Consider the following 25,468-nt stretch of genomic DNA (forward strand, 5'->3'; position numbering starts at 1 on the left):
ACGGCTCGTGGCGCTCCGCGCACCGGCATCCGGGGAGTCCTGAGCCTCGTTGGTGGGGACTCCGTGGTATTTCGATTAACCGTTACGTATCATGAGTGTCGTGAGCCACTCTGTCAAGATGCCCCCGGGGCCGAAGCGTCGCCCCACTCAAGCCGATGTCGCACGCCGGGCGGGAGTGTCCACGGCAACGGTCTCCCACGTCGTGAGCGGCCGCTCCGACCGCAAGGGGGGCGGGAACGTCGAGACCAGGCAGCGGGTGGAGCAGGCGATGGAGGAGCTCGGCTACCGGCCGAACTGGGCGGGACGCGCGCTGCGGCGACAGCGCACAGGGCTCGTGGGCGCGCTCGTCTCGGCACCGAGCAACCCCTGGCGTGAGAGCCTCGTCGCCCTTGCCCAGACCGAGCTGGCGCGCCACGACCTCGACCTCGTCGTCTTCCCGGACGCGCGTCCGGGAACCGGGCTGGACCGCGTCATGGACCTGTTGGACCGGCGCGCAGTGGACGCGTGCTTCACAGTGCACCTCGAGGACGACGACCATCCCAGCGACCTCGGCAAGCGACCGATCCCCGCGCTCGCCTTCGCGGAGAGCGGGTTCGAGGGGGTGCCCAAAGTGCGCCACGGCTACGCGCGGGCGGCAGAGCGCTGTGCATCGCAGCTGGCATCGCGCGGCGTCCGGCGCTTCGTGATCGTGCGGGAGAGGGGAGATTCGTCAGCTGCGTCGGACCCGCTCTTCACGACGCCGATCCTGCAGGCGCTCGACAGGGAGTCGCCCGAGGCGGAGATCCTCCTGAGCGATGTCGACCACCTCATCGGGGGCGAACTCCCGGACGTCCCGTGGGGCCGGCTCGAGACCGCGACGCCGTCAGACCCCGTGGCCCTGCTCTGCAAGAGCGATCGGATCGCGATCCAGGCGGTCCAGGAAGCTGCTCGTCGCGGAATCGCCGTCGGTGAGTCCGTCGGCATCGTCGGACGTGGAGATCTCGAGGAGAGCGCCCAGCGTGGGGTGAGCACGCTGGGCGCCCCCGGGGCCGATTACTCCGAGGCGTTCGCGGCCCTCGCCGAGGCTGCGAAGACGGGGCAGCCGATCGCCCAGGAGTGGACGTTCCCCTGGAGCTTCATCGAGCGCGAGACGACTCGCGCCCTGAAGAAGCCCGCGGGCTGAGCCTCAGCCCTGGTTCGCGCTGCCGGGGTGCGCCCACGGCGGCACGTCGCCGCCGGGGTAGCCGTCCGGCACCTGCTGCTGGGCCTGCTGCTGTGCCTCGCGCGCCTTCTGCTCCGCCTGCTGGCGGGCTCGCTGGACGCGGGCCTCCTCCCGCTTGCGCAGCTCCTCGGCGGAGACGCGCTGGCGCCGGTCGGCGTCGTCGACGTCCGCGTTCTGGTTCGCCTCGGCCGCGGCCTGCGACTGCAGCATCGCGGAGCGGATCTCCTCGCCCATCGAGCCGACGGAGCCGGGGTTGCTGGGCAGGTAGAGCACGTTGGAGCGGCCGTTGCGGGCCACGTCCTGCATGGTGTCGAAGTACTGGGTCATCAGCAGCAGCTGCTCGGCGGAGTTCTCGATGCCGACCTTGCGCAGCATCTCGTACTGCTCCGCGATGCCCAGCGCGATCGCCTTGCGCTGCGCGGCGACGCCCTCACCCTGGAGGCGCTTGGACTCGGCCTCGGCCTCGGCCTGGGTGACGCGCTTGATCTTGTCGGCCTCGGCGAGGGACTGGGCCGCGACCCGGTCGCGCTGGGCGGCGTTGATGGAGTTCATCGAGTCGCGCACCCGCGAGTCCGGGGAGATGTCCTGGACCAGCGTGTTGATGATGTTGAAGCCGAACTCGCGCATGCGCTCGGACAGGGTGTTCTCGACGCTGCGGGCGATGTCGTCCTTGGACTCGAAGGCCTGGTCGAGCTCGAGGCCGGACAGCGCCGAGCGGACCGTGTCGAAGACGTAGGAGCGGATCTGCGCCTCGGGGTTCGACAGCTTGTAGTACGCATCGATGACCTGCTCCTCGCGGATGCGGTACTGCACCGCGACGGGCACCGTCACGAAGACGTTGTCCTTGGTCTTCGACTCGATGTTGACCTCGAGCTGCTGGACGCGCAGCGAGACCGGCCTGGTGGTGCTGTCGATGAAGGGGGTCTTGAAGTTCAGACCCGCCTGCGCGACGCGCTTGAACTTGCCGAAGCGCTCGACGATGATCGCTTCCTGCGTGTGGACCGTGAACATCAGCGAGGTGCGCAGGCCGCCGAACAGCAGCGCCGCGACGATCGCGAGCACGACGACGAGCACGCCGACGATCACGAGGACGAGGATGAGCCCTTCCACGGGGCCCCCTTTCGTTGTGGTGGAACGTGTGAGACACGCTACCAACTCATGGCCGGCCCGTTCCCCCTCGATCCGGGCGGGAGATCAGGACAGGAACGCCTCCACCTCGGCGCGTGAGGGCGCGCTCTGGGGCCCGCGGCGGGTCACGGCGATCGCCGCGGCCGCGTTGGCGCGGGTCGCGGCGGACTCCCAGTCCGCGCCGAGGGCCCGCTCGGCCAGCAGCACCCCGGTGTGCGTGTCGCCCGCGCCGTTGGTGTCCACGGCGGTCTGCGGGAAGGCGGGGATGTCGGTGCCGCGGCCGTGGTGGAAGACGTGGCAGCCCCGCTCCCCGTCGCGGACGATCACCGCTGCGCCCGGCCGCAGCCGGCGCCGGATCGCCGGCGGGGTGTCCTCGAGATGGTCGAGGTCGGTCAGCGCCCGCGCCTCCTGCGCGTTCGAGGTCCACACGGTGGTGCGCGAGAGCACCCGGTCCTGCAGCGCGCGGGGGAAGGAGGCGAAGGGATCGCCCGGGTCCAGCACCACGTCCACCCCGTCATCGAGGGACTCGAGGAAGTCCAGCAGCGGTTCGCGCGTCGGCTCGAACAGGCTGTACCCGGAGACGCAGACCAGATCCCCGGCCTCCGGCGCGAGCCGCGCATAGGACTCCGCGCTCACCTCCCGCTCCGCCCCGTACACGGTGAGGAAGGCCCGCTCGGCCGTCGGCTCGAGCAGCACGACGCAGTACCCGGTGTCGGCCCCGTCCCGCGGCGTGTCCGAGAGCGCGACCCCGTCGGCCCCCAGCACCTCGCGGATCAGGTCCCCGTTCGGGCCGACGCCGTGCGCCCCTCCGTGCACCGCCTCCGCCCCGGTGCGCGCCGCAGCGAGCAGCGTGGTCGCGGCGCCGCCCGCATAGCGCCGCTCGCTGCGGGCGTTCTCGTTCCCGCCGCGGGCGGGCAGCGCGTCGACCTCCAGGATCACGTCGACGAGAGCCTGGGCGGTGTGGAGCACGCGGGACATGTCCAGAGTGTAGGTGGGAGGATGCGCCCATGGCTTCCGCTCCCACCCGCCGCCGCGCCCCCTGGATCGTCGCGATCGCCCTCGCCGCGGCCGCCGCCCTCGTGATCGGCGTGCTCGTCTGGCGCGGCAGCGCCGACGACGGCACCGAGGCGGCCGAGCAGCTCGCCGCGACCCTCGCCGAGGGCGGCAGCGACCTCGACGAGCAGGTGCTCGGCGACCTCCGCGAGACCGGCGCGACCCCTGAGGTCTCCCTCGCCGACGCGGGCGAGGCGGAGGGCGGCGCCCGCACCGCCACCTATGACTGGACCTGGACCCTCCCCGAGGACGCCGGGACCTGGGAGTACACCACCACCGCGACCCTCGAGCGGGGAGAGGACGGCTGGACCCCGCAGCTGACCCCCGCGGCGCTCGGCCCCGAGCTCGAGGACGACGAGCATCTGACCGTGCGCACGGTCGATCCCGAGCTCGGCACCATCACCGACCGCGACGGCACCCAGCTGTTCGGGCCGCGCGACGTGAAGGTCCTGGGCCTGGACAAGTCCCAGCTCGAGGAGGACCAGCTGGAGGACGCGGCGCGCGAGCTCGCGGGCGTCCTCGGCACCGATGCGGACCGCTACGCCGAGTCAGTCGCGGGCGCCGGCGAGGAGGCCTTCGTCCCGGCCCTGACGATCCGCGTCACCGACGAGGACGACTACGCCCTGGACGAGGCGGAGCAGGTCCCCGGCTTCCACGCCGTCGAGGAGCAGCGCGCCCTCGCCGCCGAGCGGGACTACGCCCCGGGCGTGCTCGGCTCGCTGCGCGAGGCGACCGCGGAGGACGTCGAGAACTCCGAGGGGGAGATCGAGGCCGGGGACCAGGTTGCCACCGGCGGGGTCCTCGCCGCGCAGCGGGAGCAGATCCTCGGCACGGACGGCCTCGAGATCCTCGCGACCGGCGGGGAGGAGGAGCGCTCCCTGCACCAGGTCGACCCCGTCGACGGCACCGCCGTGCGCACCACCCTCGACGACGGTCTCCAGCGCCGCGCGACCGCCGCGATCGCCGACGAGGACTCCCCGTCGGCCGTGATCGCACTGCAGCCCTCGACCGGCGACGTGCTCGCCGCGGCGCTCGGGCCGACGGGGCAGTCCTATCCCGTCGGCCTCGTGGGCCAGTACGCGCCCGGCTCGACCTTCAAGACCGTCACCGCGCTCTCCCTGCTGCGCGCCGGCCTCACGGCCGACACCGAGGTCGAGTGCCCGGAGACGGCGACCGTCGCCGGACGCTCCTTCAAGAACGCCGACTCGATGGACCCCTCCCTCTTCGGGACGATGCCGCTGCGCTCCGCGATCGCGCACTCCTGCAACACCGCGATGCTGCTGCAGCACGAGACGGTGGACCAGGCCGCGCTCGCCGATGCCGCGACCACCCTCGGCATCGGGCAGGAGGCCCCGGCGGGCCTGGACGCCTTCATGGGCTCGGTCGACCCCGAGGACGAGGGCGTCGAGCACGCCGCGGACATGATGGGCCAGGGCCGGGTGCTCACCTCGCCGCTCGCGATGGCGACCGTGCTCGCCTCGGTCCAGAACGGCTCGACCGTCACTCCGCGGATCCTCGCCGACGTCGAGGCCGAGGAGCCCGAGGTCCCCACGCCGCTCACCGAGGACGAGACCGCGCAGATGCAGGAGCTGCTGCGCGGCGTCGTCACCGACGGCAGCCTCGACGACTTCGCGGACCTGCCCGGTGATCCCGTGATCGGCAAGACCGGCACCGCCGAGTACACGGACGAGGACGGTGAGCTGGCGCTCCACTCCTGGGTGATCGTCGCCCAGGGCGATCTGGCCGTGGCCGTCTTCGTCGAGGACGGCAGCTACGGCTCGGTCACCGCCGGCCCGATCGCCCGGGAGATCCTCGCCGGTCAGTAGGCGGTGCGTCCCTCGTGGGCGAGCCACGCGTCGAAGGGGTCGACCGCGTCCGCGTGCCGGTGCTGCTCGACGGGGAGCACGGCGTGGTGGCCCGGCCGGGCGAAGTAGTCGTAGAAGGCGGAGTCGTCGAATCCTGCCCGCGCGGCGTCCCCGCGTCCCGCGGCGAACACCACGAGGTCCAGCCGCGCCCAGAGCGCCGCGGCCAAGCACATCGGGCACGGCTCGCAGCTCGAGTACAGCACCGCGCCGCGCAGATCGGGGGAGCGGATCCTCGCGCAGGCCGCGCGGATCGCCGCCACCTCGGCGTGCGCGGTGGGATCGTTCGACGCGGTCACCCGGTTCACGCCCTCGACCAGCTCCCCGCCCGGCAGGCGCACCACGGCGCCGAACGGACCGCCGCCGTCGGCGACGTTGGCGGTGGCCAGAGCGATCGTTCGCTGCAGGATCTCGGTGGGATCGGGATGGTCCATCGCGGGCCTCCTCGGGGCCGGGACCGCCGAGACTACAGCCCCGCCGCGACCTCGACGGCCTGGCGGATCGCCCGCTCCGCGTCGAGCTCCGCGGCGACGTCGGCCCCGCCGATCACGTGCACGCGCGGGGCGCGACCGCGGCGCTCGGCGACGATCTCCTCGGCCAGGGCGTTCACGCTGACCTGCCCCGCGCACACCACGACCGTGTCCACGTCGAGCACCCGCGCCTCGCCGCCCTCGGTGATGTGCAGACCCGCCTCGTCGATCCGCTCGTAGGTCACGCCGCGGTGCTGGATCACGCCGGCGTGGCGCAGCTCCGCCCGGTGCACCCAGCCGGTGGTCCTTCCCAGCCCCGCGCCGATCCGGGTCTCCTTGCGCTGCAGCAGGTGCACCTCGCGGCGTGCCTCCTCCTTGGGGCGGGTGATCACCCCGCCGCGCTTCTCGTCGGCGTCGACCACGCCCCAGTGCTCCCGCCAGCGGGCGACGTCGAGGCTCGGGGAGGGGCGCGGGGCGGTGAGGTACTCGGCGACGTCGACGCCGATCCCGCCGGCGCCGATGATCGCGACGCGCTCGCCGGCCTCGGCCCGGCCCTCCAGCAGGTCCGCGTAGCTGATCATCTCCGGCCCGCCGCTCCGCTCCAGCGAGATCTCGCGCGGCGCGACGCCGGTGGCGACGATGACGTCGTGGAAGCCCTGCAGCTCGGTGGCCGTCGGCCGCATCCCCAGCCGCATCCCGACGCCCGCGGCCGCGAGCCGCATCCGCCAGGACTGCAGCGCCTGGGCGTAGTCCTCCTTGCCGGGGATGCGGGCGGCGAGCCGCAGCTGGCCGCCGATCTCCTCGGTCGCCTCGTAGAGGGTGACGATGTGGCCGCGCTCGGCCGCGGCGAGGGCGGCCTCGAGACCGGCCGGTCCCGCGCCGACCACCGCGATCTTCCGTGCCCGACGCTCGATCACGGGGCTGAGCACCAGCTCGGTCTCGTGCGCGGCACGGGGGTTGACCAGGCAGCTCGCCCGCTTCCCGTCGAACACCTTGTCCAGGCAGGCCTGGTTGCAGGAGATGCAGGCGACGACCTGCCCGGCGCGGTCGCCGGCGAGCTTGTTCGGCAGCTGCGGATCGGCCAGCAGCGGGCGCGCCATCGAGATGAGATCCGCCTGCCCGGAGGCGAGCACCTGCTCGGCGACCGCCGGGTCGTGGATCCGGTTCGAGGCGACCACGGGCACGCCGACGAGCTCGCGCAGCTGCTGGGTCTGCTCCACGAACGCGGCCCGCGGCACCGAGGTCACGATCGTGGGCACGCGCGCCTCGTGCCAGCCGATCCCGGTCGAGAGCACGTCCACCCCGGTCCGCACCAGGGACTGGGCGAGGGCGGTGGTCTCGGTCCAGGTCTGTCCCTCGGGGACGAGGTCCAGCAGGGAGATGCGGTAGCTGAGCAGGGCGTCGTCCCCGATCGCCTCGCGCACCGCGGCGGCGATCGCGACGGGCACGCCGCGCCGGCCCTCGGAGGTGCGGCCCCACAGGTCGCGGCGGTGGTTCGTGGCCGGGGCGAGGAACTGGTTGAGCAGGTAGCCCTCGCTGCCCATGATCTCCACGCCGTCGTAGCCGGCCTCTACAGCGCGATGCGCGGCCTCGGCGAAGTGCGAGATGGTGCGGCGCACCCCGCGCCGGGTCAGGCGCCGGCTGCGGAACGGCGAGAGCGGGGACTTCCCGCCGCTGGGGGAGACGGAGAAGGGGTGGAAGGAATAGCGACCTGCGTGCAGGAGCTGGAGGATGATCCGCCCGTCGGCGTCGTGGACCTCTCGGGTGATCAGCCGGTGGCCGCGCAGGGTGCGGGCGTCGGCCTGGGCGCCGCGCGGGGTGAGGCGACCGGCCCGGTCGGGGGAGTAGCCGCCGGTGACGATCAGACCGGCGCCGCCGCGGGCGCGCTCGCCGAGATAGGCGGCGAGCTTCTTCACGTCGCCGGGGCTGTCCTCGAGCCCCACGTGCATCGACCCCATGACGATCCGGTTGCGGACCGTGAAGGGCCCGAGGTCGAGCGGGGAGAGCAGGGTGGTGGGCCGCGTCGCTGCGGCGCGGTGGTGCGGGGAAGCCATGACGGCGATTGTGCCAGCTCGCCGGTCCGGCGCCTGCGTACGCTGGGCGGGTCGAGTCCGATACTGCTGCGAGGAGCCCCCGATGACGACGCGCCTGCTGATCATCGTCGATGTCCAGAACGACTTCTGCGAGGGCGGGGCGCTCGGCGTCGACGGCGGCGGCGCGATCGCCGAAAAGGTCGCCGATCTCGTGCGGGAGCACGGCGCGGGCTACGACCGGATCCTCGCCAGCCAGGACTGGCACCGCGGCGACACCGACAACGGCGGCCACTTCGCGGTCCCGCCGGCTGCGCCGGACTTCACGGACACCTGGCCGGTGCACTGCGTCGCGGGCACCGACGGGGCGGCGCTGCATCCCGCGGTCGCCGCGGTCCAGGACCGGGTCGAGATCGTGCACAAGGGCTACGGGGTGCCGGCGTACAGCGTGCTCGAGGGGATCGTGGTCGCGACGGGCGAGTCGGTGCAGGATCTCGTCGCGGGCTGCGACATCGACGTGGTGGGCCTCGCGTACGACTTCTGCGTGCGCGCGACGGCGCTCGGTGCGCGCGAGGTGGGCGCGTCCGTGCGTGTGCTGCGGGAGATGACGGCCGCGGTGCACCCGGCAGGGATCCCGGCGCTCGAGGAGGAGCTGGTCGCGGCCGGGGTGGAGATCGTCAGAACGGCGGATCGCCGAGATCCGGGGGCGGGCTCCCGGGAGGGATGACCCGTCGGGCTGGTGCTGCGGGCTCGGAGGCCGACCGCTGGTGCTCGGCCCAGGCGTGCTCCAGCGCCCGGGCGGAGCGCGGGGTCAGCAGGTCCGTGGCCTCCTGCGTGGTGGTGCGCAGGTCGTCGCCCAGTCTCCAGCGCGTGGTCATCGGCGCTGAGGGATCCTCGCCCTCACCCGGGTCGCGGGTGGGGTCGAGCTGTCCGGCGGTCTTCATCTGGTGGTGCTGCCAGCACAGCCGATGCAGGTTAGCGAGCGAGGTGGGGCCGCCGCGTGCGGGATGCTCGTGGTCGTACTCGAGGATGTGGTCGTCCTCGGCGGCGGTCGCGGTGGGGCGGTCGCAGCCGGGCGCCGCGCAGACGGGGTGGCGCAGCCGGAGCAGCAGTCGCATCGCGGCGCTCGGCCGGTAGGTCTCGGGCATCACCGGCAGGTGCGTGCCGCGGACCTCATCGGTGAGGATCCGGGTCCAGACGCTCTCACCGCCGGCGAGCTCGCGGGCGAGCTCGGCCGGGATCGGGGTGGTGCCCTCGAGCATCGCCGGGGCATCATCCCGGCCCAGCAAAGTCATCACCGGCACGGTGACCAGGAGCTTGTACGGGGAGGCGGTCTCCTGGACAGGGTCGGTGTCGAGCACGGAGTGGGTGAGGATCGCGTAGCGCAGGGTGCGCAGCGAGAGCGGCCGACCTCGCCGGGCGAGGTCCTCGTCGATGTCGAAGGGCAGCGGCCCCTCGGCGCCCTCGGCGAGGGCGGCGCGCTGGGCGCGCTGCACGTCCCGGGCAGCGACGTCGAGCCGGTGGGCGAGCCCCTTGATCTCGAGGACCGGACCGGTGACCAGCAACGAGGCGGTGCCGTTGGTGGTGTCGACGTCGACGATCTCCACGTCCCGGCTCTGCGAGGGCGGGGCAGGGAGGGCGCCGGCCGTCGCGAGCTCGACGGCGAGGCGGAGCTGCCTGGTGAAGGTGTCCACCGAGACCGACGGCAGCTCGACGCCCGCCATATGGGCATCGACCAGGGCGGCCTGGCCATCTGTCAGCCGGCGCACTCGGCGCAGGAGCGTCTGGTGCATGGCCTCGGTGATCTCTCCGCGGCGCAGGTACTCGAAGGTGAGCGGCATGATCTCCACCGCGGTGCGGGCATCGCGCACCTGGCTCCAGGCCTGGCCGTAGGTGCAGCGCAGACCGGCCGCGATCTTCAGCGCGCTCAGATCGGCATCATCGGGCCGCCCCTGGACCTCCGGGTCCTCGCTGAAGAAGGTCGCCAGCAGCCGCAGGTGGTGGGCGTACAGCCGAGCGCGCGTCTGCGCCGTGCGATGGAGCGCCATCACCCGCCCGGACTCGAGCGTCCCCGGGCCGACCTCCTCGAGGATCCGCTTCTCGTCCAGCGGAGTGCGGGCCCGGGTGCGCCACGGAGGCAGCTCCGGGACCTCGACGGGTGGGAGGAGGGGCGTGGCGGCAGGCCGCCCGGCCGACGGCGTCGTGCCGTGCTCGGGCTGATCGAAGTCGCCCATCGTGGCACCCCTTCCCTCGGCCGGGAAATCCCCGGTTCGCTGTGTTGCGTGATGACCTCAGAATATGTCCTGCGGCGTCGCCAGGGAAGTCTTCAGGCGTAATGGGGATGAATCTGTGGATAACCACCCTGTGTGGAGGAGAGGTCGGGGTGGAGGGGCGGCGGTGTGGATGGCGGGCGTCGGGTGTCGGAGGTGTGTGGTAGGGCGTGTTAGCAGGTAATGCGGGGCCCTTCGGGGTTCCGGATAGTCGGCGAGCAGGAGTCGTGACGGGCGCTGTCGACGAGGGTGGGAAATGCACGATGGATTCCGGATGATCGGGTCCATCTGTCGATTGTCCTCGATCCTTTCGTGAATATCTTTCTATGGATGCGAAAAATCCGCACGTCGCGCAATCGGCCCCCCGCCTCTATACATACACCGACACACACGGCACGATGTCCCCATGGCGAACCCCTTCACCCCCGGCTTCGGGCTCACACCGGTGATCCTCGCCGGCCGCGACGTCGCGATCGACGAGTTCACCGCCGCGCTCGCCGGCGACGTCCCCGAAGCGCGAGCGATCCTCATCTCCGGCCAGCGCGGCGCCGGCAAGACAGTGCTGCTCACCGAGTTCCGCGAGCTCGCCCTCGAGGCGGGCTGGATCGACCTGCGGATGCACACGTCCTCGTCCTCGCTCGTCGAGGAGCTGCGCGGGCAGGCGATCGCCCGACTGCGCGAGCTGGATCCCGAGGCGGAGACCTCCCGCCTCACCTCCGCGCGGATCTCCTCGCTCAGCGCCTCGCGCGACATCGTCCAGCGCTACGAGGGGGAGGGGGAGCCGCTCACCGTCGTGCTGGACCGCCTCGCCGCGCTCGCCGACGCCGAGGGCGGCGGGCTGCTGATCACCCTCGACGAGCTGCAGTCCGCGGACCGCGACCAGCTCCACGCCCTCACCCAGCACGTCCAGGACCTCATCGGCTCCGGGCACGCCGTCGCCTTCCTCGCTGCCGGGGTGCGCACCGGGGTCGACGCCCTGCTGGACCATGAGCGGACCACCTTCCTGCGCCGCGCGCACCGCCTCGAGGTGGGCAGCGTCGACGTCGGCACCGCCGCCGAGGCGATCCGCATGACCGTCGCCGACACCGCGAAGACCATCACGCCCGAGGCGGCGGTGCTCGCCGGCGAGATCTCCCGTGGCTACCCGTACCTGATCCAGCTGATCGGCTCCAAGGCCTGGCAGAACAGCGGCGACGCCGACGTCATCGAGGTCGAGGACGTGCGCGGGGCGCGCGAGACGGTCGTCGCGGCGATGATCAAGAACGTCCACGGCCCTGCGCTGCGAGGGCTCAGTCCCCGCAAGCGCGAGTACCTCCGCGCGATGCTCGAGGACGAGGGTCCGAGCGCCGTCGGCGACATCGCCCGACGCATGGGAATCGACCCGCGCAACCAGTCCACCTATCGCGAGCGGCTGATCGAGGACGACCTGATCCGTCCCGCCGGGCGCGGCTTCGTCGAGTACGCGCTGCCCTATCTCGACGAGGCGCTGCGGCACGAGGAGCGCGAGGGGGTCGGGTCCGACGTCGAGCCGGACCGGGGCGTCAGGCGGTCGCACCGCTCGCGCCGGGACCGATAGCGTGAAAGGAGCCATGAGCACCACCTCCACCACGACGACGAGCGGACCCGTCACCAGGCTGCTGCGATGGCTCGGGGTGCTCGCCGCGCTCGCGATCACCGTCTGGCTGCTCGTGGCCTACCCCGGGCTGCCGGCCACCGTCCCCACGCACTTCGATGCGACCGGGACCGCGGACGGCTGGGGCCCCAGGTCCTCGGTGCTCGTGCTCGGCGGGATCATGCTCGTGCTCTCCGTGGGCATCGCGCTGCTCTCCGCACGGCCACGGGTCCTCAACTATCCGGTGATCCTCACCGACCACAACGCCCAGGCCGTCTACCGCGAAGGGGAGCGGCTGATGGTCTGGACGCTGCTGGCCCTGCAGGTGCTCTACCTGGCCCTGGCCGGCGCGGTGATCCTCGGCGGCAGCACCACCGCGCTGTTCGTGATCGGCCTCGCGGCCCTGCTCGGCGCGGTCGCGGTCGGGATCGTCCGGGTGCTCCGCGCCGCGCGCTGAGCCCTGCCCCGAGGGGCGGGATATTCCGTCGCCCCCGGCTGCCGCGTCGTGGTGGACTGCACCCATGCAGCTGACCATCCGTCCCCTGGACACCACCTCCGAGCTGGAGCTCGAGCAGTATCGGGCGCTCGAGCAGGCGCTCGACGACCACACGTACGGCGGTCACCAGGAGGAGAGCCTCGCGCAGCTGCGGGCCGGGCTCGAGGACTCCCCCTACTGGTCGGTGCGGCGCTGGGTCGCGATCGCCGAGGTGGTCGAGGGCGGGGAGACGCTCGTCGGACGCGCGATGTCGTTCATGCCGCTGCAGGAGAACCTCGAGACGCTCTCGGTCGGCGTCGCCGTGCACCCCGCGCACCGCGGCCAGGGCATCGCGACGGCGCTGGTCGAGGAGGCGCTGCTCCCCGCGATCGCCGCCTCCGGCCGCACGCTCGTGGAGGCGTACGGCGAGATCGAGGCGGGCCGCGACCCCGAGGACCCCGCCCATCCCGTGCACCGTCTCGCCACCCGGCTCGGGATCTCCCGGAAGAACCTCGCCGTGTGCCGTGCGCTCTCGCTGCCGCTGGACCCCGCTCGGCTCGATGCGCTCGAGGCCGAGTCCGCGCAGAGGCGCGGACAGTACCGGATCGAGCTGTGGGACGGGGATATCCCTGAGGAGCACCTGGCCGCCTACGGCCGCCTGCTCACCCAGCTCGAGATCGACGAGCCCGACGAGGAGGTCGAGCACGAACCGGCCGAGTACACCCCCGAGCGGATCCGCGAGAGCGAGCGGCGGATGCGCGAGGCGGGCACGTCGCGGATCCTCGCGGTCGCCGTCGCGCCCGACGGCGAGTTCGTCGGCAACTCGGAGGTGCACTTCCACGAGGCGCCCGGCAGCACCCTCGGATATCAGGAGAACACCCTGGTCATGCCCGAGCATCGCGGGCACCGGCTCGGCCTCGGACTCAAGGTCGCCACCCACCGCCAGCTCGCCGAGCGCTGCCCGCAGCTGCGCTCCCTGGTCACCTGGAACTCGCACGTGAACCCGTGGATGATCCAGGTCAACGAGAAGCTCGGCTACGAGGTGCTCTTCCACGAGGTCGTGCTGCAGGGGCGCCGGTCGGGCTGAGCGACACGCCTGCGGGGCTCGCCTGAGCCGGTCGCGCCGCGCCGCCGCGTAGGTTCGTTCCTGACGCATCGGGCAGAACGGTCAGGGGGGAGCCGTGCAGGCGAAGCATCGCAGGAAGCCGCTCCGGCATGGCCGGTCCGCACACCAGTTCGCCGTCGCCATGGCGATCATGTCGCTCGTGCTCGCCGGCGGCGCGGTCACCGGGCTGGGGGCCGCGATGCTGCGGCCCGACGGCGCCGCTCCCGCCGCTCCCGCGGCGTCCGCGCCGACGCTCCCGCCCGGGGATCCCTCGAACACGACCCGGCTCGTCCACCACGAGCGGATCACCGGGGACATCTCGCCGAAGTCCGTGGTCGCGAGCCCCTCCGGGACCGTCATCGCGAACAACATGATGTACAACCACACCTCGACGCTCTACGATGCTTCGAGCCTCGAGCTCACGGCGACCGTCGCGGACACCGTGGACCTCGCCGAGTTCGGCCACCCCGAGCGCGCCGGTGAGACGACGGGCGCGCCCGTCGAGGCCGTGTTCTCGCCCGACGGCAAGCACGCCTACGTCTCCCAGTACTCCCTCAAGGGCCCCGGCGCCGGGGAGACCGCGACCGACGACTGCGCCGCGGGGGACGCGATCGGGAACTCCGCCGTGTACCGGCTGGACCTCACCACGAACGAATGGGACCAGGTCATCGAGGTGGGGCGGGTGCCGAAGTTCATCTCGCTCTCGCCCGACGGCACGGTGGCGCTCGTGTCCAACTGGTGCGACTCGAGCGTGTCCGTCGTCGACCTCGCCGAGGGCGAGGAGCTGCGGCAGATCCCCGTGGACTCCGCCCCGCGCGGCTCCGTGGTCCTGCCCGACAACCGCACCGCCTATGTCGCCGCGATGTACGCCGACGAGCTGTACCGGGTGGACCTCGTCAACGGCCAGAGCGAGCTCGTGCTCGAGACGGGCCGCAAGCCCCGCCACCTCGTGCTCTCCCCGGACGCCAGTCGGATGTACCTCACCGAGTCCGGGGCGGACCGCCTGCTCGAGCTCGACACCGCCACCGGCGAGGTGCTGCGGGAGGTCGAGACCGGGCGCGAGCCGCGCAGCATGGCGATCTCGCCCGACGGGCTGGCCCTCTACGTCGTGAACTACTACGCGAACACCGTCACGAAGTTCGACACCGAGACCTTCGAGGCCATCCAGACCGTCGAGGTGGGGCAGAACCCCATCGGCATCACCTACGAGCCCACCGAGCGCCGCGTGTGGGTCGCGAACTACGCCGGATCGATCGATGTCTTCGACGACACCGCCGCGCGCGATGGCACGATGGAGCCATGACCCCTCACGCCGTCGTCTCCGCCTCCCGCGAGATCGCCGCCCCCGCTGACCAGATCTTCGCGCTCATCGCCGACCCGGCCGAGCAGCCGCGCTGGGACGGCAACGACAACCTCGCCGAAGCCGCTCCCGGCCAGCGCGTCCGCGCCGTCGGTGACGTCTTCGTGATGACCAACCGCAACGGTGGGGTGCGAGACAACCACGTCGTCGCCTTCGCCGAGGGTCGCGAGATCGCATGGCGGCCCGCGCCGCACGGCGAGCAGCCGCCCGGGCACCGCTGGGGCTGGGAGCTCGAGCCGCTCGAGGACGGCCGCACCCTGGTCACCCACGTCTACGACTACTCGGACCTGCCCGCAGAGCAGGAGGCGCGGCTCGCGAAGGCGCGGCAGATGACGCCGGAGAGGCTCATGGCCTCGATCGACCGCCTCGCGGAGCTCGCCGAGGGCGCATGAGCACACCGCCGGATCCGCCCGTCGACCCGAAGGACGTCGAGTCCGCGATCGAGGCGGCCGCGCGGCGCGGAGACTTCGACGACCTGCCCGGTGCCGGGAAGCCGCTGGACCTGCCGGACACGCATGACCCCGACTGGTGGGTGAACCAGCGTATCGCCAGCGGCGACATCGACACCGAGGCGCTGCTGCCCGTCGTGGTGCTGCTGCGCAAGGAGTACGAGGCCCGCGACGAGACCCTCGCCGCGCTGCCCGACGAGAGCTCCGTGCGCGAGTACGCCGCGGACTTCACCGAGCGCGTCCACGAGGACCGGCGCGCGAACCCCTTCCAGCGGATGCTCGCCCCGGCCTGGGACGCGGACGACGCGGTCGCGCGATGGCGGCAGGTGCGCGCCCTGCGCGCGCCTGAGACGCCGTCGGCTCCTGCCGAGGAGCTGTCGTCGAAGCCGCGACGTCGGCGGTGGTGGTGGTTCGGCCGACGGAGCTGATCACCGCGCCTCCCATCCCCGCCACGCCGCCGCGACCCACTCCTCGGGGTCGACGGCCGACGGCGGGGCGCCCTGCGCCTGCAGCCAGGTGCACATGGTGCGGCAGTCGCGGCGCAGGAACTCGGTGCCGTGCGGATTCGCGATCAAGTCGACCGTCTGCGGGACGTCGATGATCACCGGGTCCGGCTCTGCCAGGCGCGAATCGGCGAGCACGTTGTAGGGCGAGAGATCGCCGTGGACCAGGCCGAGCTGTGCAAGGTCGAGCACGGCCTCCCGCATCAGACGGGCCCAGCGCTCTGCGGTCGCGGCGTCCGGGCGCGTCTCCTGCAGGCGGGGTGCGGCGACGGCGCCGTGCTCGTCATCGGTGCCGATGAACTCCATCAGCAGCTCGGTGCCGAGGATCTGCACCGGATAGGGGACGGGTGCCCCCGCCTCCCACAGCCGGCCCAGCATCTCGAACTCGGTGCGCGCCCACTGCCCGGCGGCGACCTGCCTGCCGAAGGCGGTGCCCTTCCTCATCGCACGCGCCTCGCGGGTGTCCGTCCCGCGGCGGCCCTCGGCGTAGGCGCTCGAGCGGTGGAAGGTGACCTGGTCGGGGTCGCGATAGCGCTTGGCGACCAGGAGCGTCGCCTCGCCGGGGGCACCGGTCAGCTGCTCCTCTGGCAGGGCGCGCTCGAGCAGGAAGGCGTCGGCCTCCTTGCCGGTCTTGAGGATGCCGAGCTCGGTGTCGATCGCGCCGTCGTGCTGGACCACCCAGTCGGGGAAGGGCTGCGGGCCACGGTCGAGGGTGTGGGCCGTCTCGGCCCAGGTGGACCAGCGCTGGTCCGTATCGAGCTCGGCGACGGAGAGGGAGAACATGGAGCGTGCGAAGAAGTCGTCCGGATCGAAGGACGCGGTCATGAGGGTCTCCTGAGGGAGGGCGCCCGCTCTCAGCGAGGCGCGGCGGAGGGGAGGACGGCAGGGGTCAGCACGGTGACACTCATCGGGTCCTCCTCCCCTCGGGGCCGGCCCGGGAAGGGCGGCGACGGGGCGAGCCTACGGCGGAGCCGCTGCGTGCGCCACGCATTTTCGCCCGCTGACTTCGGACCTCTGACCTGCGGATTGTGGAGAACTCGAGGGAAGCTCGCGAGGATGTGGTCGGCTGTGCGCATGACCGTCGTGCCTGCACCGCTCCGCCCGTCCCGACGTTCGCTGCTGCTGTCCGGGGCGCTGCTCGGCGCGCTCGGCCTCGAGGGATGCGAGCCGGCGACGGGGGACGGCGAGACGGAGCCGGAGGATCCGCCGCCGACGCTGTCGATGGAGCCGATGCAGAACCATGGGAGCACCATTCCTGCCCACGCCGTCCTCTCGGGTCTCACGCCCATCGCGCCCGCCGGTGACCGCCCCTTCGCCGCGCTGGCCCTCGTGAAGCGCGCCTACGAGGATGAGATGACGGTGCTCAGGCCCGACCAGTACGGGGAGGAACCGGTGCCGATCGATCCGGGATCGACCTCCGTCGTCGCGGACGATTCCGCCGTGCGCGCGCGAGTCATCACGAGCAGCACGGGCGAGGACGGATGGCGCTCGACCCTGCTGACCTCCGAGGACCTCACGGACTGGGAGGAGATCCCTCTCGCGCAGGAGGTCGATCTCCCGGTCGAGTCAGCGGGGGACGGCCTCGTCGCCTCGATCCAGGACGGCGCGCGGATCGAGCTCTGGGAGGTGGCCGACGACGGTGCGGTCGCCCCGCTCACGCCCCTCGAGGTGCCGGAGGGGCAGCAATGGCGCGTGCAGGACCTCGCCCGGGCGGACAGCACGATCGTCCTCCTCCCCGAGATCGTCGATCTGCGCTCCGACCAGATCTCGGACTCCTCGTGCACGATGGTCTCCGCCGACGGCGGCAAGAGCTGGTCCGCACCGGTACCGGTGGTCGAGGACGAGACGGATCCTCTGGTGGAGTCGATCTGGCGCCATGGGAAGCAGTTCGTCGTGCTCGGAGGGACGCGGGTGCAGCCCGAGTGGGCGGAGCGCCGCTCCTACTGGCGACCGACGAGCTGGGTCAGCGACGACGGGAAGGACTTCCGCGAGGCCCCCATCCCGCTTCCGCGCTGGGGGCTCGACGGCTGGACATGGGGAGAGAAGGGAGAGGTGAACGCACAGACAGAGATGGACATGACGGATCTCGACTGGGGTGCGCCCGTCGTGCTTCCGGACGGCGGGGCGATGCATCTGGCCATCACCTACGAGAACACCCATTGGATCGCGACGCGCGATGCGAAGGGGACGTGGACGGTCTCAGAGCGCAGGACCTCCTTCGAGGACGTGATCGACGAGATGGTCGCGATGCCCGATTCCGTGGTCGTCGCCTTCCCGGGCAGGGTGACCGGGGCGAGGCTCGAGCGGGGCGGCCGGGGAGCCGATCCCTGGAAGATGTCATGGGGCGGCGTCCCGCTCTCTCCGAGCCGTCGGCTCGTCACCGACAGCGGCCTGTGCGGAACGCCCGTGTCGCTGCTGTTCCAGCAGAGCACGCGAGAGCTCGTGGTGGACGAGGACGACGGGAGCACCGAGGTGGTCACGCACCGCGGAGCATGGGCGTTCATGGTGGACGGGGAGGAGATGGCCACGGTCGAGGGGCTCCCCGAGAAGGCCTGGCAGCGGGACTCCCTCGCGCTGCGAGCTCTCGAACCCGGGACCGTGCTCCTGCTCGGCGTCGAACAGGACGAGGAGGGGACCAACCGCCTGCGAGGCCATGTGAGCGTGGACGGTGACTGGGTGGAGACCTCCCTGGACGTCGAGCGCCCGAGCGACGTCCGGAGCCTGAGCACCATCGACGGCGTCCACCACCTGTGCGTCGTCACCCTTCTGGAGGACCGAGACCGGTATCGCCTCTCCCCGCTCGTGCTCACCTCGAGCGACGGCGTGGAGTGGGAGGAGCTGATGAGCCCCGAGGCGATCGATCTCCCTGCCGAGGGCGCCGAGCTGGGCGCTCGGATCCTCCGCGTCGAGAAGATCGACGAGACGATCGTGGGCGTGGGGTCGACCGTGGGCGAGGACAGCTACTACCGTGCCGCGAGCTTCGTGCTCGAGGGGGAGCGGTGGAAGGTACTGCCGCTCGAGGGGGCGGGTCTGGGGTCGACCATCACCTCGCTCGGCCGCCTCGGGGAGGACGTCGTCGTGCGGGTCTGGATGGCGGGTCTCGAGGGTCAGGGGCGGATCGACTCACAGGGAGCCGTCACGCTCGACGACGATTCGACCGAGGACGTCAGGGGCCGGATCATCGACCTCGGCAAGGGACTGCTGGTCGCACCCGGGGAGCTGCTCTCGAGCGAGAGCGGTCCGGGCTACGGCCCCTGCGTCTGGGCCAGTCGCGACGGAGGAGCGAGCTGGGGCGCGACGGTGATCCCGGGCTCGGAAGGGCACAGAGGGACCGTGCACCTGCTCCTCGACGGCGACGATCTCGTCGCCCTCACCAGTCCTGGAGGGGCGGTCCTGTCCCATCGCATCGTCGATCCGCGTGCGCAGCTCCGCGCAGATTGAGCCGGCGCGCCCCGTAGGCTGACGGGATGTTCCTCGAGAACCTCGGCATCGACGCCCTCGACCCCCGCCGCCTCGGCCGCTTCTGGGAGGCGGCGCTCGGCACCACCACGCTCACCGACGCGCCAGGGATCTTCGAGACGCGGCTGAACATCGACGGGGAGGCCTACCTCGACCTCTGCTTCGCCCGCGTCCCCGAGCGCGACGGCTCCCCGCAGCGGCTGCATCTCGATCTGCGCGGCGGGGCTGAGCAGGAGGAGGTCGCCGCACGGCTGCGCGCTCTGGGCGCGACCGACCTCGACATCGGGCAGGGCGAGGTGCCCTGGATCGTGCTGGGCGATGTCGAGGGCGGCGCGTTCTGCGTGATGGAGGAGCGGGAGGCATATGCGGGCACGGGGACGCTCGCGGCGTTGCCCCTGGACAGCTCCGACCCCGCCCGGGACGCGGAGTTCTGGGCGTGGCTCAGCGGCTGGGAGCCCGCCCCCGGTGTCGCGCCCCGCACGCTCCGTCACTCCTCCGGGCACGGCCCGCTGCTCGAGCTGTGCGAGGAGCCGGAGCCGAAGCGGCCCGGTGCCAAGAACCCGATCCACCTCGACGTGCGGCTCGAGCCCGGGGACGATCCGGGCGCGATCGCCGCGGAGGTCGCCGAGCGCGGGGGAGAGGAGTTCTTCCCTGACTGGGGCGAGCTGCCGTGGCGGGTGTTCCGCGACCCGTCCGGCAACGAGTTCTGCCTGCTGTCGGCGTCCTCGCCGCCTCACGATCCGTTGCATGCATAGTGCATGCAGATCTATCCTCCATGCATGAGCACCCTCCAAGTCCGTGACGTCTCACCCGAGACGCTCGCCGCCCTCAAACAGCGGGCCGCCGCCCAGGGCACGTCGCTGAGCGAGTACCTCCGCGAAGAGCTCGACCGTCTCGCGGCCGTGCCCTCGCGCGCCGAGATCCTCGCCCGTATCGCGCGTCGCAGTGCGCCGGAGCTGACCGACCCTGTGCTCGAACGGGACCGGGGCCGGGACGAGCGTCCGGGCGCGTGATCATCCTCGATGCATCCGCCGCCGCGGCGCTGCTCTTGCGCCAGCCGGCGTCCGAGGCGATCGTCCGCGCCATCGCGGAGGAGGAGATCGCCGCGCCGGAGCTGATGGCGGTCGAGCTCCTCAGCGTCCTGCGAGGCTGGGTGCGCAGCGGGCAGCTCTCTGAGCCCCGGGCGCGGGAAGCGCTCGAGGACCTCGAGCTGCTCGGTCTGCGATGGTACGCAGAACGTCCGCTGCTGAGAATGGCATGGTCGTTCCGCGACAACGCCTCCGCCTATGACGCGGTGTACCTCGCGCTCGCCGAGGTGCTCGGGGAGCGGTCACGGTCCGCCTCCGTTCTCACCCTCGATGCGCGTCTGGCACGTGCGTTCCCCGAGCGGACACTGCACCCGGTCTGAACGGGTGAGCGACGTACGGTGGCCCAATGCCTCGTGAGAAACCCGCCGTCCGTCCCCGCGACATCATCCGCGGACGCCGCACCGCCGCGTTCCTCGGCGCCCTGCTCGGCGGGGCCGGGGTGCTGCACATGATCCGCCCCGAGCACTTCGACCGGATCGTCCCGCCGGCGCTGCCCGGACCCGCACGCGGCTACACCTATGCCTCCGGCGTCGCGGAGCTCGGCGTCGCCGGCCTGCTCGCCGTGCCCCGCACCCGCCGCCTTGGCGGTCTCGCCGCGGCGGCCCTGTTCGTCGCCGTGTTCCCCGCGAACGTGCAGATGGCCTACGACTGGCGGCACGACTCGCCGAGGAGGCGGGCGATCGCCTGCGGGAGGCTCCCGCTGCAGGGCCTGCTCATCGCGCAGGCGCTGCACGTGGCCCGACGGTGACGGGCCGGGCGCGCCCTCGACGATTTCCGAGCGGCGAGCGCGGTCCGCTCCGGGCCCCGCCGTGCTCTGGACACGAGCCGGTGTGAATGCGTTAGCGTGTGGACCTTTGTGACCTGTGTGACGAAGGAGTACACGTGGCGAGCCGACGAGCATTCCTCGGCCTGGCAGGTGCGGTGACCGCGACAGCGCTCGCCGGCTGCGCGCGCGAGCCCGAGATCGACCCGGCGATCGGGCCGCTTGCCGAGCCGGGGCTGAAGGACGAGATCACCTTCGGCATCTGGGACAAGGCGCAGGAACCGGCGATGCTCCAGATCGTCGATGCGTTCCACGAGCACTACCCCGATATCGGGGTGACCATCTCCACCACCGCCTTCGGACCCTACTTCGAACGGCTCCGCATCCAGGCGCAGGGCGACGACCTCCCCGACGTGTTCTGGATCAACGGTCCCAACTTCGAGCTATACGCCTCCTACGGGATGCTGCAGGACCTCAGCGAGCTCGAGGGCTTCGATCCGGAGAACTACCCGCCGAACCTCGTGGAGCTGTACACCCACGAGGGCGCGCCCTACGCGATCCCGAAGGACTTCGACACGATCGCCCTGTGGTTCAACCGCGATCTGCTGCACCGCGCGGGGCTCGACGAGCCCACTGACAGCTGGTCCTGGGACGAGTACCGCGAGGCCTCCGGCGCCGTCACCCGCGCGCTCGGCGCCGAGCAGATCTGGGGCAATGCCGGGGGACTGGCCAACCAGGCGCTGATCTACCCGCTCATCATGCAGGCCGGCGGATACGTCATCTCCGAGGACAAGACCGCCTCCGGCTACGACAGCCCCGAGGCGCTCGAGGCGTTCCGGTTCCTGGACGGCATGATCCGCGACGGCATCGCCCCGGACGTCCGCTACACGGCCGAGAACCAGCCGAAGGACCTCTTCAACAACGGGCGCGCGGCCCTGTACCCGTCGGGCAACTGGGAGGCGGCGCTGCTCCAGGACTCCCCGGTGCGCGACCACCTCGGCGTCGCCCCGATGATCCACGGAGCGGAGGAGGCCAACGTCATCCACGGCATCGGCGTGGCCATGTCGGCGCGCAGCCGCCACAAGCCCGCGGCCTCCGCGTTCCTGGCGTTCCTCGGTTCCGAGCAGGCGCACCGCATCCAGGCCGAGGCCGGGGCCGCCAACCCGGCGTTCATCGGCACCAACGAGACCTATGTCGAGGCGATCCCGGAGTTCTCCCTGGACGTCTTCGTCGATGCGGCGGAGACCGCCCGCACCTACCCGGCCAGCGAGAACACCAGCGCCTGGCTGCAGCTGGAGGAGCTGCTGTACCCGAAGATCCTCGGGGGCGACGGCCAGCTCGAGAGCGCCGCCGAAGAGCTCGCGACCCGTATGGACGGAGTGCTCGCCGATGAATCATGACGCCCCGCGCAGGCACCGCTCCCGTGACGGCGCCTGGCCGCTCGTGTTCCTCGCCCCTCTGATGATCGGGGTGATCGTCTTCTACTTCTGGCCGATCCTGGCCACGTTCCTCAACTCCTTCTCCAGCTTCGGACCCTTCGGGGACCGCAGCTTCGCCGGGCTGGAGAACTACCGCACGATGCTCACGGACTCCTTCATCCCGCGCGCCGTGCTGAACACTGCGGTCTACACCGCGATCGTGCTGCTGGGCATCCCGATCGCGGTCGGGGTCGCCTCACTCATGAACCAGAAGGGCCTGCGGCTCTCCCGCTTCTACCAGGTGCTGTTCTTCCTGCCGGCGGTCTCGATGCCCGTCGCTGTCGCGCTCGTCTGGCGGATGATTTTCAACCAGGAGTTCGGGGTCGTCAACTGGGCGCTCGGCCTCCTCGGCATCGAGGGGCCGTACTGGATCACCTCGCCCTGGTGGGCGCTGCTGGCCGTGTCGATCGTCGGCCTGTGGGCGAGCCTGCCGCTGGCGATCATCATCCTCTCCGCGGGCCTGCAGGGGATCCCGTCGGAGCTCTACGAGGCCGCGCAGCTCGACGGCGCAGGTTCCCTGCAGCAGTTCCGCTCCGTGACCGTGCCGCTGCTGACCCCGAGCATCTTCTTCCTGTCGATCATCACGGCGATCAACGGCTTCCAGCTGTTCGACCTGCTGTTCGCGATGATGGGCCAGGCCAACCCCGCCATGGCCGACACCCAGTCGCTCGTCTACCTGTTCTACTCCGAGGCCTTCCGCCAGAACGACCAGGGATACGCCTCGGTGATCGCGCTGCTGATCCTGCTGATCATCGGAGTGTTCACGCTCCTGCAGTTCCGGATGCAGAGGAAGTGGGTCCACTATGAGTGAGCGCAAGCACCGCACCGTCCGTCCCCGCCGGATCACCCATCTGGTGCTGATGCTCGGCGGGCTGCTGATGGTCTTCCCCTTCCTGTGGCAGCTGAGCATGTCGCTGTCCACCCAGGCCGAGGTCACGTCCGTCCCGCCCACGTGGCTGCCGTCGGAGCCGCAGTGGGGGAACTACCCGGCCGTGTTCGAGCAGGTGCCGTTCCTGAACCAGTTCCTCACCACGGTCGCGGTGACGGTGGCGCGAGTGGTCGGGCAGCTGCTGCTGTGCGCCCTGGCCGGCTACGCCTTCGCGCGCATGACCTTCCCCGGCAAGAACGTGCTGTTCGCCCTGGTCCTGTCGATCCTGATGGTCCCGTACCAGATCTACCTCATCCCGCAGTACGACATCATCCAGGAGCTCGGCTGGCTCAACACCGTCGCCGGCATCGCGGCGCCGGGGATCTTCAGCGCCTTCGGCACCTTCCTGATGCGCCAGCACTACATGGGCATGCCGCGCTCCCTCGAGGAGGCGGCGAGGCTGGACGGGGCGAGCCCCTGGCGCACCTTCTGGCAGATCATGTTCCCGCTGTCCGGTCCGGCGCTGAGCGCCGTCGCCATCCTCACGGCGCTGGCCTCCTGGAACGACCTGATGTGGCCGCTGATCGTGGCGACCTACGACGACCGCACCACCCTCGCGGTGGGGCTGTCGACCCTCCAGGGCCAGTTCACCACCGACTATCCGGTGATGATGGCGGCGAGCTTCATGGCGATGCTGCCGCTGATGATCCTGTTCATCGTGCTGCAGCGGCATGTGGTCGCCGGTCTCGCCCACTCGGGCATGAAGGGCTGAGAGCCGCGCCGCTCACCGCTGAGACTCGAGCCCGCCCGCCACGAGCGTCGCGAGCACGTCGGTCTCCCGCAGCCGTGCGGCGGCCTCCCGCGCCGCGCCCTCGACCATGACGCCGTCGGCGCCGTGGGGGACGTCGGCGAAGAGTCCCTCCGCGTCCTCGAGCAGGACCAGGTCCGCGCGGCCGCCGACCTCCAGCGCGCCCACCCCGTCGGTCGAGGCGGCCAGTGCCTCGCGCGGCTGCAGCTGCTGGGAGGGATGCCAGGCCGGGCGCTCGTCGGCGCTGCGGTGCACCGCCGCGGCCATCGCCAGCCAGGGATCCAGCGGCGCGACCGGCGCGTCGGAGCCGAGGGCGAGCTCGACCCCCGCCTCGCGCAGGTCCCGCAGCCGGAACGCCTGCGTGCCGTGGCCGGGCCAGATCGTCTCGGTCGCATCCCGGTCGTCCAGCAGATGCGCGGGCTGCACCGAGGCCACCACCCCCAGCGCGGCCATGGCGTCGATGTCGTCGTCGGTGAGCATCTGCGCGTGCTCGATCCGCGCGGGGATCCCGACCTCCGCGATCGCGGCGAGGGCGACCTGCGCGGCCGCGTCCCCGATCGCGTGGACCGCCGCGGTCAGGCCCGTCGACCGCGCGTGCGCGAGGGCGTCGCGCAGCGCCGCAGGGCCGACGCTGAGCACCCCGTGGCCGGCGTAGCCGTGTCCGTCGGTGTACGCCTCGCGGGTGTACGCCGAATGGGAGCCGAGCGCCCCGTCGACGATCACCTTCAACGGCCCCATCGTCACCAGACCCGTCGGATCCAGCACCGTGCCCGTCGGCCCGGGCGCGGCGGCGAGCTGCTCGGGGTACACGGCGGTGCGGATCCGCATCCGCGTCGCACGCTGCGGCCAGGTCTCCCACGGCCGTCCCCACTCCATGTCCACCAGCCCCACCACGCCGCGCTGCAGGGCCTGGCGCTGCAGCATCGCCGCCCCGGTCGCGACGGACTCCGCGACCCCCGGCAGCTCCGGCAGCCGCGGCGCGAGCGCGAACCACTCCTCCTCGGCGACGATCCCGTCCCGCGGCGGCAGGCCGAGCGCCTCCAGGGCCGCGGTGTTCAACCAGGCATGGTGGGCATCGCCGCCGATCAGCACCGTCGGCACGCGGCCTGTCGCCTCGTCGAGCGCCGGCACCGTCGGCGGCACCGCGAAATCCACCAGCCGGTGCCCGAAGCCGATCAGCGCGCCGCCCGGCAGCGCGCTCTCGCGCCGTGCGGCGAGCTCGGCCCGCACCCGCTCGAGGATCACGCCCACGCTGCCCGCCCCGGTCGTGTCCAGCCGGGCATGGGCCTGGGCGAGCTGACCGGTGTGCACGTGCTGGTCCCACAGCCCCGGGATCGCGAGCGCGCCGCCCGCGTCCAGGACCTCCTCGCCGGGGCGGCGGGGCAGGGACGGGCCGAGCTCCGTGATCGTGCCGTCGTCCAGCCGGAGGTCCGCGGGGGCGGGACGGTCGAGGAGGAGCACCTGTCTGATCAGCACCGATCCAGCC

Annotated in this window: 24 protein-coding genes; 17 read left to right on the plus strand and 7 right to left on the minus strand. The window is 71.9% G+C overall.

What is annotated here, in order from left to right:
- Positions 1-118: 118 nt before the first annotated feature.
- Entirely contained in the window at positions 119-1,162 is a 1,044-nt protein-coding gene (locus D1648_RS03955) for a LacI family DNA-binding transcriptional regulator (RefSeq protein ID WP_255414283.1), read from the plus strand.
- 3 nt (positions 1,163-1,165) lie between these two features.
- Here D1648_RS03955 and D1648_RS03960 read toward each other — a convergent pair whose 3' ends face one another.
- Entirely contained in the window at positions 1,166-2,311 is a 1,146-nt protein-coding gene (locus D1648_RS03960; protein WP_122939519.1) for an SPFH domain-containing protein, read from the minus strand.
- Between the two features lie 84 nt (positions 2,312-2,395).
- Positions 2,396-3,307: a PfkB family carbohydrate kinase gene (locus D1648_RS03965; protein ID WP_122939520.1), complete on the minus strand. Its 912-nt coding sequence runs from the start codon at positions 3,305-3,307 to the stop codon at positions 2,396-2,398.
- Between the two features lie 29 nt (positions 3,308-3,336).
- Here D1648_RS03965 and D1648_RS03970 point away from each other — a divergent pair, with 29 nt between their 5' ends.
- The gene (locus D1648_RS03970; RefSeq protein ID WP_122939521.1) at positions 3,337-5,208 is read left to right on the plus strand and encodes a penicillin-binding transpeptidase domain-containing protein; all 1,872 of its coding nucleotides are present in this window, start codon (positions 3,337-3,339) and stop codon (positions 5,206-5,208) included.
- On the opposite strand, the gene D1648_RS03975 is transcribed toward D1648_RS03970, so the two are convergent.
- The gene (locus D1648_RS03975) at positions 5,202-5,678 is read right to left on the minus strand and encodes a nucleoside deaminase (RefSeq protein WP_122939522.1); all 477 of its coding nucleotides are present in this window, start codon (positions 5,676-5,678) and stop codon (positions 5,202-5,204) included. The two genes, D1648_RS03970 and D1648_RS03975, sit on opposite strands and share 7 nt — an antisense overlap.
- Positions 5,679-5,710: 32 nt before the next feature.
- Complete coding sequence (locus tag D1648_RS03980; RefSeq protein ID WP_122939523.1) at positions 5,711-7,768, minus strand: NADPH-dependent 2,4-dienoyl-CoA reductase; 2,058 nt, start codon at positions 7,766-7,768, stop codon at positions 5,711-5,713.
- 82 nt (positions 7,769-7,850) lie between these two features.
- Here D1648_RS03980 and D1648_RS03985 point away from each other — a divergent pair, with 82 nt between their 5' ends.
- A complete protein-coding gene (locus D1648_RS03985; RefSeq protein ID WP_122939524.1) occupies positions 7,851-8,471 on the plus strand; it encodes an isochorismatase family protein in 621 nt (206 codons plus the stop codon).
- Here D1648_RS03985 and D1648_RS03990 read toward each other — a convergent pair.
- A complete protein-coding gene (locus tag D1648_RS03990) occupies positions 8,422-9,978 on the minus strand; it encodes an HNH endonuclease signature motif containing protein (RefSeq protein ID WP_122939525.1) in 1,557 nt (518 codons plus the stop codon). The genes D1648_RS03985 and D1648_RS03990 overlap by 50 nt on opposite strands.
- A gap of 442 nt (positions 9,979-10,420) precedes the next feature.
- Here D1648_RS03990 and D1648_RS03995 point away from each other — a divergent pair, with 442 nt between their 5' ends.
- The 6 genes from D1648_RS03995 (at position 10,421) to D1648_RS04020 (ending at position 15,443) form a co-directional block, all read left to right on the plus strand.
- Positions 10,421-11,590 (plus strand): AAA family ATPase, encoded by a 1,170-nt coding sequence (locus tag D1648_RS03995; RefSeq protein ID WP_122939526.1) that lies wholly within the window; start codon positions 10,421-10,423, stop codon positions 11,588-11,590.
- A gap of 13 nt (positions 11,591-11,603) precedes the next feature.
- Positions 11,604-12,083, plus strand: a complete 480-nt coding sequence (locus D1648_RS04000; protein ID WP_122939527.1) for a DUF1648 domain-containing protein — start codon at positions 11,604-11,606, stop codon at positions 12,081-12,083.
- Between the two features lie 64 nt (positions 12,084-12,147).
- Positions 12,148-13,188, plus strand: coding sequence for a GNAT family N-acetyltransferase (locus D1648_RS04005; RefSeq protein WP_122939528.1), 1,041 nt, complete (start codon positions 12,148-12,150; stop codon positions 13,186-13,188).
- A 160-nt stretch (positions 13,189-13,348) separates the two neighbouring features.
- On the plus strand, positions 13,349-14,509 hold the full coding sequence (locus tag D1648_RS04010) for a beta-propeller fold lactonase family protein (RefSeq protein ID WP_241155348.1): 1,161 nt from the start codon (positions 13,349-13,351) through the stop codon (positions 14,507-14,509).
- The gene (locus D1648_RS04015; RefSeq protein WP_122939530.1) at positions 14,506-14,958 is read left to right on the plus strand and encodes an SRPBCC family protein; all 453 of its coding nucleotides are present in this window, start codon (positions 14,506-14,508) and stop codon (positions 14,956-14,958) included. The genes D1648_RS04010 and D1648_RS04015 overlap by 4 nt, the downstream gene beginning before the upstream one ends.
- Complete coding sequence (locus D1648_RS04020) at positions 14,955-15,443, plus strand: DUF1992 domain-containing protein (RefSeq protein ID WP_122939531.1); 489 nt, start codon at positions 14,955-14,957, stop codon at positions 15,441-15,443. Before D1648_RS04015 ends, D1648_RS04020 begins: the two co-directional genes overlap by 4 nt.
- Here the strand turns inward: D1648_RS04020 and D1648_RS04025 are convergent, their stop codons facing one another.
- Complete coding sequence (locus tag D1648_RS04025; protein ID WP_122939532.1) at positions 15,444-16,343, minus strand: serine protein kinase RIO; 900 nt, start codon at positions 16,341-16,343, stop codon at positions 15,444-15,446.
- 249 nt (positions 16,344-16,592) lie between these two features.
- Between D1648_RS04025 and D1648_RS04030 the strand changes: the two genes are divergently transcribed.
- From D1648_RS04030 to D1648_RS04065, 8 genes are all read left to right on the plus strand, one after another.
- Positions 16,593-18,959 (plus strand): hypothetical protein, encoded by a 2,367-nt coding sequence (locus tag D1648_RS04030; protein WP_122939533.1) that lies wholly within the window; start codon positions 16,593-16,595, stop codon positions 18,957-18,959.
- Positions 18,960-18,985: 26 nt separating this feature from the next.
- Entirely contained in the window at positions 18,986-19,732 is a 747-nt protein-coding gene (locus D1648_RS04035; protein ID WP_122939534.1) for a VOC family protein, read from the plus strand.
- A gap of 24 nt (positions 19,733-19,756) precedes the next feature.
- Positions 19,757-19,990 (plus strand): antitoxin, encoded by a 234-nt coding sequence (locus D1648_RS04040; protein WP_126281976.1) that lies wholly within the window; start codon positions 19,757-19,759, stop codon positions 19,988-19,990.
- Positions 19,987-20,385, plus strand: a complete 399-nt coding sequence (locus D1648_RS04045) for a type II toxin-antitoxin system VapC family toxin (protein ID WP_122939536.1) — start codon at positions 19,987-19,989, stop codon at positions 20,383-20,385. The genes D1648_RS04040 and D1648_RS04045 overlap by 4 nt, the downstream gene beginning before the upstream one ends.
- A 26-nt stretch (positions 20,386-20,411) precedes the next feature.
- Positions 20,412-20,813: a MauE/DoxX family redox-associated membrane protein gene (locus tag D1648_RS04050; protein WP_164518578.1), complete on the plus strand. Its 402-nt coding sequence runs from the start codon at positions 20,412-20,414 to the stop codon at positions 20,811-20,813.
- Positions 20,814-20,947: 134 nt separating this feature from the next.
- Positions 20,948-22,228: a sugar ABC transporter substrate-binding protein gene (locus D1648_RS04055; protein WP_122939537.1), complete on the plus strand. Its 1,281-nt coding sequence runs from the start codon at positions 20,948-20,950 to the stop codon at positions 22,226-22,228.
- Positions 22,218-23,117 (plus strand): carbohydrate ABC transporter permease, encoded by a 900-nt coding sequence (locus tag D1648_RS04060; protein WP_122939538.1) that lies wholly within the window; start codon positions 22,218-22,220, stop codon positions 23,115-23,117. Before D1648_RS04055 ends, D1648_RS04060 begins: the two co-directional genes overlap by 11 nt.
- A complete protein-coding gene (locus D1648_RS04065; RefSeq protein ID WP_122939539.1) occupies positions 23,110-23,946 on the plus strand; it encodes a carbohydrate ABC transporter permease in 837 nt (278 codons plus the stop codon). Before D1648_RS04060 ends, D1648_RS04065 begins: the two co-directional genes overlap by 8 nt.
- 12 nt (positions 23,947-23,958) lie before the next feature.
- On the opposite strand, the gene D1648_RS04070 is transcribed toward D1648_RS04065, so the two are convergent.
- Positions 23,959-25,458, minus strand: a complete 1,500-nt coding sequence (locus D1648_RS04070; RefSeq protein WP_122939540.1) for an amidohydrolase — start codon at positions 25,456-25,458, stop codon at positions 23,959-23,961.
- Between the last annotated feature and the right edge of the window lie 10 nt (positions 25,459-25,468).

Source organism: Brachybacterium sp. EE-P12, assembly GCF_003711805.1.
Classification (GTDB): domain Bacteria; phylum Actinomycetota; class Actinomycetes; order Actinomycetales; family Dermabacteraceae; genus Brachybacterium.

Excerpts from the sequence above, each read along its gene's own strand:
- D1648_RS03955 (WP_255414283.1), top strand. The coding sequence starts at position 119 with ATGCCCCCGGGGCCGAAGCGTCGCCCCACTCAAGCCGATGTCGCACGC.
- D1648_RS03965 (WP_122939520.1), bottom strand. The coding sequence starts at position 3,307 with ATGTCCCGCGTGCTCCACACCGCCCAGGCTCTCGTCGACGTGATCCTG.
- D1648_RS03970 (WP_122939521.1), top strand. The coding sequence starts at position 3,337 with ATGGCTTCCGCTCCCACCCGCCGCCGCGCCCCCTGGATCGTCGCGATC.
- D1648_RS03975 (WP_122939522.1), bottom strand. The coding sequence starts at position 5,678 with ATGGACCATCCCGATCCCACCGAGATCCTGCAGCGAACGATCGCTCTG.
- D1648_RS03980 (WP_122939523.1), bottom strand. The coding sequence starts at position 7,768 with ATGGCTTCCCCGCACCACCGCGCCGCAGCGACGCGGCCCACCACCCTG.
- D1648_RS03985 (WP_122939524.1), top strand. The coding sequence starts at position 7,851 with ATGACGACGCGCCTGCTGATCATCGTCGATGTCCAGAACGACTTCTGC.
- D1648_RS03990 (WP_122939525.1), bottom strand. The coding sequence starts at position 9,978 with ATGGGCGACTTCGATCAGCCCGAGCACGGCACGACGCCGTCGGCCGGG.
- D1648_RS03995 (WP_122939526.1), top strand. The coding sequence starts at position 10,421 with ATGGCGAACCCCTTCACCCCCGGCTTCGGGCTCACACCGGTGATCCTC.
- D1648_RS04000 (WP_122939527.1), top strand. The coding sequence starts at position 11,604 with ATGAGCACCACCTCCACCACGACGACGAGCGGACCCGTCACCAGGCTG.
- D1648_RS04005 (WP_122939528.1), top strand. The coding sequence starts at position 12,148 with ATGCAGCTGACCATCCGTCCCCTGGACACCACCTCCGAGCTGGAGCTC.
- D1648_RS04010 (WP_241155348.1), top strand. The coding sequence starts at position 13,349 with ATGGCGATCATGTCGCTCGTGCTCGCCGGCGGCGCGGTCACCGGGCTG.
- D1648_RS04015 (WP_122939530.1), top strand. The coding sequence starts at position 14,506 with ATGACCCCTCACGCCGTCGTCTCCGCCTCCCGCGAGATCGCCGCCCCC.
- D1648_RS04020 (WP_122939531.1), top strand. The coding sequence starts at position 14,955 with ATGAGCACACCGCCGGATCCGCCCGTCGACCCGAAGGACGTCGAGTCC.
- D1648_RS04025 (WP_122939532.1), bottom strand. The coding sequence starts at position 16,343 with ATGACCGCGTCCTTCGATCCGGACGACTTCTTCGCACGCTCCATGTTC.
- D1648_RS04030 (WP_122939533.1), top strand. The coding sequence starts at position 16,593 with ATGACCGTCGTGCCTGCACCGCTCCGCCCGTCCCGACGTTCGCTGCTG.
- D1648_RS04035 (WP_122939534.1), top strand. The coding sequence starts at position 18,986 with ATGTTCCTCGAGAACCTCGGCATCGACGCCCTCGACCCCCGCCGCCTC.
- D1648_RS04040 (WP_126281976.1), top strand. The coding sequence starts at position 19,757 with ATGAGCACCCTCCAAGTCCGTGACGTCTCACCCGAGACGCTCGCCGCC.
- D1648_RS04050 (WP_164518578.1), top strand. The coding sequence starts at position 20,412 with ATGCCTCGTGAGAAACCCGCCGTCCGTCCCCGCGACATCATCCGCGGA.
- D1648_RS04060 (WP_122939538.1), top strand. The coding sequence starts at position 22,218 with ATGAATCATGACGCCCCGCGCAGGCACCGCTCCCGTGACGGCGCCTGG.
- D1648_RS04065 (WP_122939539.1), top strand. The coding sequence starts at position 23,110 with ATGAGTGAGCGCAAGCACCGCACCGTCCGTCCCCGCCGGATCACCCAT.